General features: G+C 66.4%; 9 protein-coding genes. 4 read left to right on the top strand and 5 right to left on the bottom strand.

The window, feature by feature from the left end; translation table 11 throughout:
* Positions 1–614: 614 nt before the first annotated feature.
* The 3 genes from AC5P9F_RS20090 to AC5P9F_RS20080 all read right to left on the bottom strand — a co-directional run bounded on the left by AC5P9F_RS20090 (position 615) and on the right by AC5P9F_RS20080 (position 3,839).
* Complete coding sequence (locus AC5P9F_RS20090) at positions 615–2,333, bottom strand: thiamine pyrophosphate-dependent enzyme (RefSeq protein WP_005410779.1); 1,719 nt, start codon at positions 2,331–2,333, stop codon at positions 615–617.
* A 129-nt stretch (positions 2,334–2,462) separates the two neighbouring features.
* Entirely contained in the window at positions 2,463–3,320 is an 858-nt protein-coding gene (locus AC5P9F_RS20085) for an XAC2610-related protein (protein WP_308679044.1), read from the bottom strand.
* A gap of 36 nt (positions 3,321–3,356) precedes the next feature.
* Positions 3,357–3,839, bottom strand: coding sequence for a DUF3574 domain-containing protein (locus tag AC5P9F_RS20080; protein WP_005410781.1), 483 nt, complete (start codon positions 3,837–3,839; stop codon positions 3,357–3,359).
* A 215-nt stretch (positions 3,840–4,054) separates the two neighbouring features.
* On the opposite strand from AC5P9F_RS20080, the gene AC5P9F_RS20075 reads away from it, so the two are divergent.
* The 4 genes from AC5P9F_RS20075 to otsA all read left to right on the top strand — a co-directional run bounded on the left by AC5P9F_RS20075 (position 4,055) and on the right by otsA (position 10,752).
* Positions 4,055–6,490 (top strand): TonB-dependent receptor plug domain-containing protein, encoded by a 2,436-nt coding sequence (locus tag AC5P9F_RS20075; protein WP_043035123.1) that lies wholly within the window; start codon positions 4,055–4,057, stop codon positions 6,488–6,490.
* Positions 6,491–6,809: 319 nt separating this feature from the next.
* Positions 6,810–7,568, top strand: a complete 759-nt coding sequence (otsB, locus tag AC5P9F_RS20070) for a trehalose-phosphatase (RefSeq protein ID WP_005410783.1) — start codon at positions 6,810–6,812, stop codon at positions 7,566–7,568.
* 41 nt (positions 7,569–7,609) lie between these two features.
* The gene (locus AC5P9F_RS20065) at positions 7,610–9,391 is read left to right on the top strand and encodes a glycoside hydrolase family 15 protein (RefSeq protein WP_005410784.1); all 1,782 of its coding nucleotides are present in this window, start codon (positions 7,610–7,612) and stop codon (positions 9,389–9,391) included.
* Entirely contained in the window at positions 9,388–10,752 is a 1,365-nt protein-coding gene (otsA, locus tag AC5P9F_RS20060; RefSeq protein WP_005410785.1) for an alpha,alpha-trehalose-phosphate synthase (UDP-forming), read from the top strand. Before AC5P9F_RS20065 ends, otsA begins: the two co-directional genes overlap by 4 nt.
* A 72-nt stretch (positions 10,753–10,824) precedes the next feature.
* On the opposite strand, the gene AC5P9F_RS20055 is transcribed toward otsA, so the two are convergent.
* Entirely contained in the window at positions 10,825–11,262 is a 438-nt protein-coding gene (locus tag AC5P9F_RS20055) for a thiol-disulfide oxidoreductase DCC family protein (RefSeq protein ID WP_111193413.1), read from the bottom strand.
* Positions 11,237–11,761: a DUF4166 domain-containing protein gene (locus tag AC5P9F_RS20050; protein WP_165931259.1), complete on the bottom strand. Its 525-nt coding sequence runs from the start codon at positions 11,759–11,761 to the stop codon at positions 11,237–11,239. The genes AC5P9F_RS20055 and AC5P9F_RS20050 overlap by 26 nt, the downstream gene beginning before the upstream one ends.
* Position 11,762 lies beyond the last annotated feature (1 nt).

The following is an 11,762-nucleotide window of genomic DNA, read 5'->3' as shown; positions in this document are numbered from 1 at the left end:
GTGCTCGACTATGGACGGTCAAACGGGCATTTTTATGGTGGTTCATCCGGGCTCTTTGGGGTCTGGAGAGGTGTGGTAACCACCATTTTCCAAAGATGTCCCGGATGAACAACGTACAGAGAGATCACAGTTAGTCGACTGGCATTGCCAGTTGGGCCGGTCGGGATGGGCTGCGCAGGACACGCCGTAAACCCATCCCTGGGGGCTCGATGGCGCCATCCATGGCGCCAACGCTCCTGCGCAGCCCATCCCGACCGGCCCCTGATAATTCCTTGCGCGTGCCAGCCACGGAAAGGAATCAAAGGATCAAAGGCAAAAGCGGGTCGCTTCGCTCTGAGCCGAGCATGGCTCGGCTCTACACGAACAATTCGATCATTTCCACGCTATCCACGCAGGGCGTGGATCTACCGACAGATCGCAGGAAACTGTCGAAGGTGGGGTGGGTCCGGTTGCGGGGGTGTCCGCGGCACGGATGCCGCGGCCAAGCCCCCAGGGACGGGTTTACGGCGTCCCCCGCAACCGGACCCACCCCGCCATCCCTCAGGAAACCCGCTTCTGCTCTGGCTCCGGCTCGTAGCGGGTGCAGGGCGCAGCCCTGCATCAAACCCACCCCGTTACTTCTTCAGGAAGTTGTCCACCAGCAGATGCTTCACGTCGTCGAAGCGGCCGTTCAATACCGCCTTGGCTGCATACAGCGCGGTACCGGCCACCTGCTTGGCCTCGATCTGCGGCGGCATCACCAGCTCGGCGCGGCTGGTATGCACATCCAGCAGCGCCGGGCCACGCTGCGACAGGAAATCCTGCACCGCTTCTTCCAGATCCTCGCTGCGCGTCACCGTGCGGCCGTGGAAGCCGATCACTTCGGCAAGGCGGCCAAAATCCGGGTTCTTCAGGTCGGTGTAGTTGTCCAGCAGGCCTTCCACCTTCTGCTCCAGCTCGACGAAGTTCAGCGAGCCATTGTTGAACACCACCACCTTGATCGGCAGGTTCTCCTGCACGGCCGTCAGCAGGTCGCCCAGCAGCATCGCCAGGCCGCCATCGCCGGACAGCGAAATCACCTGCCGGCCGGGGAACGCCTTCTGCAGGCCCAGTGCCTGCGGCATTGCATTGGCCATCGTGCCGTGCAGCAGGCTGGTCAGCGTGCGGCGGCGACCGTTGACGCGGATATGCCGCAGCACCCAGACCATCGGCGAGCCGCCGTCAGCGGTGAACAGCGCATCGTCGCTGGCGTACTTCGACAGCAGCGCGGTCAGATGCTGCGGGTGGATCAGCTCGCCCTCGCCCGGCTGTTCTTCCTGCTCGCGCTTCTTCAGCGCCTTGTCGCGACGTTCGATACATTCGTCCAGGAAACTGCTGTCCTCGCGCGGCGGCAACATCGGCAGCAAGGCATCCAGCGTCGGTGCGATGTCACCGACCACGCCCAGGTTCACCGGGTGGCGGCGGCCGAGATGGCTGCCATCGCGGTCGACCTGGATGATCGTGGCCTTGTCCGGGTAGAACTGGCCCCAGGCGAAGTCGGCGCCGAGCAGCAGCAGCGTGTCGCACTCCATCAGCGTGTGGAAGCCGGATTCGATGCCGAAGATGCCGGTCATGCCCATGTTGTACGGGTTGTCCGGCTCGACGAAGTCCTTGGCGCGCGAGGTGTGCGCGATCGGTGCCTGCAGGCGCCGGGCCAGTTCCAGCAGCTGTGCGTGCGCACCCTGGCAACCGGCGCCGGCGTAGATGCCGATGCGCTTGCCCTGCCCCAGCAGCTCGGCGATGCGCTGCAGCTCAGCATCCGACGGGCGCAGTACCGGCTGGGTGTAATGCACCGAGAACGGCACATCGTGCTTCACTTCGGCCTGGCTGATATCGGCGGGCAGGATCACCACCGCCACGCCACGGCGGCTGATCGCGGCCTGGCAGGCCAGGGTGACCACGCGACGCGCCTGCTCGGCGCTGTGCACCTGCTCGCAGAACACCGAACAACTGGCGTACACCGCCTTGAAGTCCACTTCCTGCGGAAATTCCATGCCCAGCTCGCTGGTCACCACCTGGCTGGCGATCAGCACCATCGGCGCGCGGTTGCGGTTGCTCTCGAACACGCCATTGATGAAATGCAGGCTGCCGGGACCGCAGGAGCCGGCGCAGGCGGTCAGTTCGCCGCTCACCAGCGAATCGGCGCCTGCGGCAAAGGCTGCTACTTCCTCATGCCGCACATGCACCCATGCGATCTCGCTGCCATGCATCGCATCGGTCACATGGTTGAGCGTATCGCCCACGATGCCGTAGCAACGGCGGACACCGGCCTGCTGCAGGGCGTCCACCACGATTTCGGCCACACGCTTGCTCATCGGATACATCCTCGAACGGGGGAACATCCGAGGCTAGACCCGATGAAGTGATGCCTCCGCAAAAAAGGGACGGAGGGAATCAAGTCGTATGTGCCGCAAACGACTTAATTCCCTCCGTCCCCTTTTTCTTCAATCGTTGACGTTGATCCAGCCTTCCACCGCGCCCTGCTTCGGGTTGCGGTAGCGCAGCTTCACCCAGCCGTCCTGTTCATCCAGCAGTTCCACGCGATCACCCTGCACCAGGTAACGCTTGGTGCTGGAGGCGCCGGGTCGGTCGAACAGGAACAGGCGCGCGGTTACCACGGTGGCCTGCTGACCACGCAACGGCCCGTCCGGCGGTGCGCCCAGGCCATCGGCGATGGCACTTTCCAGCACACGGCCGGCCGGATCATACGTGCGCCAGACCGCCAACGGGCCCTGCTCGTCGGTCTGTTCCCACTGCAGCGCGGCGTTCAAGGTATCGCCCAGCATCAGCACGCTCTCAGAGCGGTACAGATGGAGCTTCGCGCCTGCAAACCGGTACTGGTCGGTGTACCACATCGGGCCACTGCGGCAGCTGCTGGTCAGGGTTCGAGTGGCAGCATCCACGCTCAACCCCATCAGGTCACCGCAACTGTCCTTGCCGTGGGTGTCGGCCTGCAGCGCGCGGAACCCCGCACTGGCCGGATCGAACCGGTACACCGTCACCGCTTCGTTGACCATGCCCACCGAGGCGCGTGCGACCAGTTCCGGGTAGCCGTCGAAATCGACATCTTCGAGCGACCATCGCGAACTGCCATCGGCATCCGCCGCGCCCTCAAGCGTCTGGCGCTTGCCCGACGGTGACAGCTGCACGGCGATGCTGCCGTCCTGCTGCGGATCGGCATGCGCCTGCACATGCGCGGCCACCTGGAAACGCAGCGTTTCGCCGTCGTCGCCACTTGCCTGCGCCGACGGTGCCAGCACGCCCGCCAGCACCAGGCCCAGCACGCATTCCCTGCAATTCATCATTGCTCCCTGCGGCACCGCGGCGGCACCTTCAACTCAGAACGATACCTCGACCGGCTGCCGCGACCACAGCACCGATTGATGCTTGGTCTGCTGCTTCCACGCCAGGCGGATCGCTTCGATGTCGGCGCGGCGCTGCGGGGTGTCCTCGTGCAGCACCACCAGCACCTTGGTGCGCAGGCGGTTGGGCGAGGCATCACCGCGGAACAGCCACTGGCCATAGGCATCGAACACGGTCAGGCCATCCGGGAAGCGCGGAGTGACTTCCTTGTCCAGGAAGGTGCGCCACTGCGCCTCGCTGATGGTATCGGCCTGCGGGCGGTTGCCGGCGCCCTGCTCCTCGCCCACGCCGAAATACAGCTCGCTGCGCACCCAGCCGTGGCCGGCGGACGGGCGTGCAGCATCGCCCTTCAGTTCGGCGGTGGTGGCCGTGGCATAGGCGCTGGGCGCCTGCGAGGACAGGCTGGCGCAGCCACTGGTGGCCAGCAGCACGGCGAAGACGAGGCCAAGGTGTTTCATCGATACAGCTCCGGGGAAGGGGGACAAGGCGAGCCGGCAGCGTACAGCGCCACCGCCCCGGCGTGCTGATGCCAGCAGGGCATCAACTCATGCCGGACCGGCAGGGGCTTGCATCGGCACCGGTCATCACGCGAAGATAATATATCGCTTCATCCGGATGGATGTAAGTGAAACCATCTCCCCCCTTCCCCGTCGTCGTTGTTGCTGGAGCCCCCATGTCCGTCCGCCTGCCCGCGTCGCCGCTCGGCCTCGCCATCGCCCTCGCGCTTTCCTCCGCCGCCGTCCCGGCCCTGGCCCAGGACGCCACCAACCTGGACACCGTTATCGTCACCGGCACCCGTGCCGCCGACCGCACCGTGCTCGAATCCACCTCGCCGGTGGATGTGCTCACCGCCGAGGACATCCGCAAGGCCGGCGTGGTCAACGGCGAGCTGGGCAGCGCGCTGCAGGCGCTGTTGCCGTCGTTCAACTTCCCGCGCCAGTCCAACTCCGGTGGCGCCGACCATGTGCGCGCCGCACAGTTGCGCGGCCTGTCGCCGGACCAGGTGCTGGTGCTGGTCAATGGCAAGCGCCGCCACCACACCGCGCTGGTCAACACCGACAGCAAGATCGGCAAGGGCACCACCCCGGTTGATTTCAATTCGATCCCGGTCAGCGCGATCAAGCGCATCGAAGTACTGCGTGATGGCGCTGGTGCGCTGTATGGCTCGGATGCGGTGGCCGGTGTGATCAACGTAATCCTCGACAACGGCGGCGACGGTGGCGAGATCGAGGCCAGCTACGGCGCCAACCACACCGACCTCAAGCCGATCGGCCGTACCCTCACCGACGGCCAGACCGGCAACATCAGCGCCAAGGTCGGCACCTCGCTGGGCGAGGACGGCGGCTTCCTGCGCGTCGGTCTGGAATACAAGCACCGCAACGGCACCAACCGCGCCGGCTTCGACCAGATTCCGCCGTGGGACCAGACCCCCGGCAACCTGGCGCTGCAGGGCAAGCGCAACTATGTGCTGGGCGATGGCAAGAGCAAGGACATCAACCTGTGGCTGAACACCGAGATCCCGGTGGGCCAGACCTCGACGTTCTACGCGTTCGGCACCTTCAACCAGCGCGATACCGAAGGCGCAAACTACTTCCGCTACCCCGATGGCGATGCCAACTGGAAGGAGGTCTATCCGAATGGGTACCGGCCGATCTCCGAGGGCGAGAACCGCGACGTGCAGGCCGTGGCCGGCGTGCGCGGGCAGTGGGGCGAATGGAGCTACGACGGCAGCCTGGACTACGGCCAGAACGACTTCACCTACCGCCTGCGTGATTCGCTCAACGCCTCGCTGGGCCCGACCAGCCCGACCCGCTTCAAGACCGCCGATTACGAATACGCGCAGACCGTGGGCAACCTCGATCTGAGCCGCGTGTTCACCCAGAGCGACAGCATCAGCCACACGCTCGGCCTGGGCGTGGAAGCACGCCACGAGCGCTACCAGACCCGTCCCGGCGACCCGGCCAGCTATGCGGCCGGCCCGTACACCGACCGCCCGACCGGTTCGCAGGCCGGTGGCGGATTGACCCCGCAGGACGCGGCCACCCTGTCTCGCGATGTCGCCAGCGCCTACGCCAGCCTGTCCAGTCAGTTCGGCGAGAAGTTCTCCACCGATCTGGCCGCGCGCTACGAGCACAACGACGACTTCGGCGGTGAACTGACCGGCAAACTCGGCCTGCGCTATGAATTCACCCCGGCGTTCGCGCTGCGCGGTGCCATCTCCAACAACTTCCGTGCGCCGTCGCTGGCACAGATCGGCTACGAATCCACCTCCACCGGCTACAACGCTGGCGGCCAGCTGGTGCAGGGCCGCCTGCTGTCGGTCAACAATCCGATCGCGCGTGGCCTGGGTGCGCAGAATCTGAAGCCGGAGAAATCGCTGAACACCTCGTTGGGCTTCACCAGCCGCATCGGCGAGCATTTCGACCTGTCACTGGACTTCTTCCAGATCGACATCGACGATCGCATCGCGCTGTCGGAGAGCATCACCGGCGATGCACTGACCGACTACGTGGCCGCCAACTACGGCGTCAGCGGCCTGCAGAGCGCCAGTTTCTTCGTCAACGCCGCCGATACCCGCACCCGCGGCGCCGAGCTGGTGAGCAACTGGCGCCAGTCGCTGGGCGACGGCCAGCTGCTGCTGACCGGCACCTATGCGTACACCAAGACCACGCTGAAGAACGTGCTGGCCACGCCGGCACAGCTGCGTGCACTGAATCCGGATTACGTGCTGTTCGGCATCGAAGAAACCAACACGCTTACCGATGCCACGCCGCGTACCCGCGGCAGCTTCTCTGCCGCGTGGAGCAACGACCACTGGTCGCTGAGCAGCCGCGTGAACCGCTACGGCAGCGCCACCCGCGTGTTCAACTTCGGTGACGGCTACATCCCGCGCCAGACCTACCAGGCCGAGTGGCAGCTGGATGCGGAGGTCGAATACCGCATCACTCCGCGCTGGAGCGTGGCCATCGGCGGCCAGAACCTGACCGACAACTACCCGGATCGATCCAACAGCGATATCCACTACTTCGGCAACCTGCCGTATGACGTGCTGTCGCCGATCGGCAGCAACGGCGCGTACTACTACGGCCGCGTCCGCTATACGTTCTGATCGCATTGGGTGGGTGCCGACCGTTGGCCCGCACGACACGGTAGTGCCGGCCGCTGGCCGGCAACTTCGTGATCCGGGTGCGGGTCTGCTTTGGGTGGGTGCGGACCGTTGGCCCGCACGACACGGTAGTGCCGGCCGCTGGCCGGCAACTTCGTGATCCGGGTGCGGATCTGCTTTGGGGGGGCGGACCGTTGGCCCGCACTGTTTGAGCTGGATGCAGGCTGACCTGCCGTGCCGACCAACGGTCGGCACCCACCGAAGCAGGGCCGTAGCCTGCCCTCGACCCCGCGTACACGCCCACGCTGGCAAGCTGGGCGTCATGGCTGAACCGCTCCCCCTGCGTCCGCCACCGCCATTGCTGGACGACGCCTGTGCGTTGTTCCTCGATGTCGATGGCACCCTGATCGAATTCGCTGCACGCCCGGATGCCGTGCAGCTGCTGCCGGATGTGCGTGAAGCCATCGGCCGCATCAGCGACCGCCTGGAAGGTGCCGTGGCACTGGTCAGTGGTCGCCCGCTTGAACAGCTGGATCAACTGTTCGCCCCCCTGCAACTACCCGCCGCCGGCCTGCACGGCCATGAGCTGCGTGGCGAAGACGGTCGTGTGCTGCGCGACGAACACGACGACGACACCGCCGAATGGCTGCACGCGCTGCACCAGCAGGCGATGCGCTTCGCCCATGGGCATCCTGGCGTGCTGGTGGAAGACAAGGGCGTCGGCCTGGCCTTGCACTGGCGCGGTGCGCCGCACGCCGCCAGCGATGTCCGCGCGTTCGCTGACCGCCACGTTCGTGGCCGCACCAGCTACCGCCTGCAGCCTGGCGACCATGTGGTCGAGTTCGTGCCTGTCGGCACCGACAAGGGCCGTGCCGTGCGCCGGATGATGCAGTACCTGCCCTTCCGCGGCCGCCTGCCGGTGTTCCTCGGTGATGACCTCACCGACGAATTCGGCTTCGATGCCGCCAACGGCCAGCATGGCTGGAGCGTGCTGGTGGGTGAACGTGAACCCAGTGCGGCCGTGTTCGCGCTGCCCGACATACGCAGCGTGCACGCCTGGCTGCGTGAGAATGCCTATTGACCCGGCCAACCCCCACGGCCGCAACCGAGATGTACCGCGTGATGACCCAACCCGATCTTGATCTGGGCGTGGTCGGCAACGGCAGCTTCGGCGCCCTGGTCGACAAACATGCCCGCGTTGTCTGGAGCTGCCTGCCCACCTTCGACGGCGACCCCACCTTCTGCGCCCTGCTCGGCCCCAACCAGCAGACCGGCGGCGACTTCGCCATCGAGCTGGAGGACTTCGCGAGCAGCGAGCAGGAATACCTCACCAACACTGCGATCCTGCGCACCGTGCTGCGTGACACGCAGGGCGGCGCATTGGAAATCCTCGATTTCGCCCCGCGCTGGCGGCAGAACGATCGCTTCTACCGTCCGGTCAGCCTGATCCGCCAGGTGCGTCCGCTGGCTGGCAGCCCGCGCATCACCGTGCGTGCGCGACCCCTGGCGGACTGGGGCGCACGCGTGCCCGAATCCACCTGGGGCAGCAACCATGTGCGCTGGATCCTGCCGGAGCACGTGCTGCGGCTGACCACCGATGTGCCGGTGCGCTTCGTGCGCGACGGCCTGCCGTTCGTGCTCAACCATCCGATCCACCTGATCCTGGGCGTGGATGAATCGCTCAATCGTTCGATCAGCGGCTACGTGCAGGAAGCCTTCCAGCGCACCCGCGACTACTGGCGCGAGTGGGTGCGCTACCTGTCCATTCCACTGGAATGGCAGGACGCGGTCATCCGCAGTGCGATCACGTTGAAGCTGTGCCAGTACGAGGACAGCGGCGCGATCATCGCGGCGATGACCACTTCCATTCCGGAAGCACCCGGCAGCGTGCGCAACTGGGACTACCGCTACTGCTGGTTGCGCGACGCGGCCTTCGTGGTGCGGGCGCTGAACCGTCTTGGCGCCACGCGCACGATGGAACAGTTCCTCGGCTACATCTTCAACCTGGCCACCACCGACGGCACGCTGCAGCCGCTGTATGGCATCGGCTTCGAGGCCAAGCTGGACGAAGATGAAGTGCCCAGCCTGTCCGGTTATCGCGGCATGGGCCCGGTGCGGCGCGGCAACCTGGCCTGGGTGCAGCGCCAGCACGATGTCTACGGCAGCGTGGTACTGGCCTCCACGCAGCTGTTCTTCGACCGGCGCCTGCAGGACCCGGGTGATGCGCACACCTTCGCCCGCCTGGAGCCCCTGGGCGAACAGGCCTTCGCCCTGCACGACGTACCCGATGCCGGCCTGTGGGAATTCCGCGGCCGCACCGAAGTGCACACCTACACCAGCGCGATGTGCTGGGCTGCCTGCGACCGCCTGTGCAAGATCGCCGTGCGCCTGAAGCGCGATGACCGCGCGCATTACTGGCGCGAGCGCGCCGACACCATCCACGCGCGCATCATGGCCGAATCCTGGAACGAGGAGCTGGGCCACTTCACCGATACCTTCGGCGGCCATCGGCTGGATGCCTCGCTGCTGCTGCTGGCCGATATCGGTTTCATCGACGCGCTGGACGCCCGCTTCATCGCCACCGTCGATGCCATCGGCCGCGACCTCAAGCATGGCAATTCGCTGTACCGCTATGTCGCGCCGGATGACTTCGGTGAGCCGGAGACCAGCTTCACCATCTGCACCTTCTGGTACATCGACGCGCTGGCCGCGATCGGGCGCATGGATGAAGCACGTGAGATGTTCGAGCTGCTGCTGAAGCAGCGCAATCACCTGGGCCTGCTGTCGGAGGATCTGGCCTTCGACAGCGGCGAGGCCTGGGGCAATTTCCCGCAGACCTATTCGCACGTCGGCCTGATCACCGCCGCAATGCGCCTGTCGCGGTCCTGGCAGGAGGCATCGTGAGTCGTCTGGTCGTGGTTTCAAACCGTGTGGCCGTGCCCGGCGAGAACCGCGCCGGCGGCCTGGCTGTCGGCCTGCTGGCTGCCCTGAAGGAACGCGGTGGCCTGTGGTTCGGCTGGAGTGGCAAGACGGTGAAGGAAGGCAGCGGCACGCTGCACCGGCAGAAAGACGGTGACATCGACTACGTCACCATGGACCTGAGCAAGCGTGAGGTCGATGGCTACTACAACGGCTTCGCCAACCGCACCTTGTGGCCGCTGCTGCACTTCCGCCTGGATCTGGTCGACTACGACCGCGGCACCCGCGAGACCTACCACAAGGTCAACGCGCTGTTCGCCGACAAGCTCGCGCCACTGCTGCGCGAGGACGACATCGTCTGGATCCACGACTACCACCTGATCCCCCTCGGTGCGCTGCTGCGCGAGCGCGGCATCGGTTGTCGCATAGGCTTCTTCCTGCATATCCCGATGCCGTCTGCCGACCTGCTGCAGGCGATGCCCGACCACCTGCGGCTGTTCTCCGCGCTGTACGCCTACGACCTGGTCGGCTTCCAGACCCAGCGCGACGCTGATCGCTTCCAGACCTACCTGCGCCTGTTCGGCGGCGGCCGCGTGCTCGACAACGGCGAGCTGGAAGCACCGGGCGGGCGCCGCTTCCGTGCCGCCGCCTTCCCGATCGGCATCGACACCGAGCTGATCGCACGCCAGGCCGGCACCGCGGCCACCAAGGCCGCCGTGAAGAACCTGCGCGCCAGCCTGCGCGATCGCCAGCTGGCGATCGGCGTGGATCGCCTGGACTATTCCAAGGGCCTGCCCGAACGCTTCCTTGGCTTCGAGCGCTATCTTGAGCGCCACCCCGACCAGCGCGGCTCGCTGACCTACCTGCAGATCGCCCCGGTCTCGCGCGGCGATGTCACCGAGTACCGGCAGCTGCGCAGCCAGCTGGAACAGATCGCCGGCCACATCAACGGTGGCCACGCCGAACCTGACTGGACGCCGCTGCGCTACGTCAACCAGAACTTCACCCATGCCACCCTCACCGGCTTCTACCGGGCGGCGGCGGTCGGCCTGGTCACGCCGTTGCGCGATGGCATGAACCTGGTGGCCAAGGAATACGTGGCGTCGCAGGACCCGGAAGATCCCGGCGTGCTGGTGTTGTCGCTGCTGGCCGGCGCTGCCGACGAACTCAAGCAGGCATTGCTGGTGAACCCGCACGATCTGGACGGCGTGGCCGACGCCATCGCCACGGCAGCAACGATGTCACTGAGCAGGCGCAAGGAACGCTGGCACGCGATGATGGATCACCTGCGCACCTACGACATCAATCACTGGCGCCGCAGCTATCTGGACGCGCTGGAAGGTTGAGGAAAAAAGGGGACGGAGGGGATCAAGGCAGTTGTGCACAGACGCCTTGATCACCTCCGTCCCCTTTTTCCTTCAATCCAGGAATCGCGCTGCCTGCTCCGGTGCGGGCAGATGACAGGCGTCGTGCCGTCCGAACCAGCGGTAGCGGTTGCGCGCCAGCGCGCGGTACGCGGCATCACGCCAGCCACGCGGCACTGTCCGCAACACGCCGATCAGGCGCCAGGCGCTGCCCAGCCCCGTCAGCACGCGCAGGATCGCATCGGTATCGGTCCAGGCGCCCTGCGCGTCCAGCAGCAGGAACGACATCGGGTCCTGCGGGTCCAGCCCGTGCGCGCGCAACATCGCGCTGCCCTGCTGCCCCTGCATCGCCGCAAAGCGGTAGCGCCCCGCGCGGTCGAAACGCAGCAGGAAGCGCACCCAGCGGTTGCACAGCGCGCATACGCCATCGAATACGATCACCGCGCTGCCCGCCTCGGCGGCGGCCTCACTGCGGTTCGAGCCAACCTTCATAGCGGATCAGGGCTCCCGCCCAGGGCAGCGTCACATCGACCAGGAAAGTGTAACGCTCGCCCTGCCAGGCTTCGCGGCAACGTACGCCACCAAACCAGCGCCTCGGCAACGGCAGCAGCCCGAACGCCCAGACCCGGCGCACCGACCAGTCGATGCCACCCTCGCGGGCCTGCAGATCAAACTCGAAGCGCACCGCGCCCAACTGCTCGCGCAGGCAGCCCTCGTGCGCCCACAGCCGCGACACCATCGGCCAGCGGCCAAACTGCCGCGCCCACTGCTCGCCCTGCCCATGTGCGCTGAACGCCACTTCGGTGGGCAGCGCGTCACCGTCCTTCGGCAGCCGCGCCAACGCGGCCAGCAGCGGCACCAGCCAGTGCCGCCCCCTCACGATGCGCGCCTGCCCCACGTAGCGGCAGGGCAACGGCGCGGCATGCAGCGCCTGCACCGGCGCGGCCAGGGTGGCGAAGGCCGGCCCCAGCACGCGCGCGAACAGCGGCAAG

The sequence above is a fragment of the Stenotrophomonas sp. YJH_SMC_4 genome (assembly GCF_059371575.1).
Note: the sequence above shows the minus strand (reverse complement) of the source record. Positions and strands in the feature narration are given on the sequence as shown.

Coding starts and splice junctions, on each gene's coding strand:
- AC5P9F_RS20090 (WP_005410779.1), bottom strand. CDS start 2,333: ATGAGCAAGCGTGTGGCCGAAATCGTGGTGGACGCCCTGCAGCAGGCC.
- AC5P9F_RS20085 (WP_308679044.1), bottom strand. CDS start 3,320: ATGAATTGCAGGGAATGCGTGCTGGGCCTGGTGCTGGCGGGCGTGCTG.
- AC5P9F_RS20080 (WP_005410781.1), bottom strand. CDS start 3,839: ATGAAACACCTTGGCCTCGTCTTCGCCGTGCTGCTGGCCACCAGTGGC.
- AC5P9F_RS20075 (WP_043035123.1), top strand. CDS start 4,055: ATGTCCGTCCGCCTGCCCGCGTCGCCGCTCGGCCTCGCCATCGCCCTC.
- otsB (WP_005410783.1), top strand. CDS start 6,810: ATGGCTGAACCGCTCCCCCTGCGTCCGCCACCGCCATTGCTGGACGAC.
- AC5P9F_RS20065 (WP_005410784.1), top strand. CDS start 7,610: ATGACCCAACCCGATCTTGATCTGGGCGTGGTCGGCAACGGCAGCTTC.
- AC5P9F_RS20055 (WP_111193413.1), bottom strand. CDS start 11,262: ATGAAGGTTGGCTCGAACCGCAGTGAGGCCGCCGCCGAGGCGGGCAGC.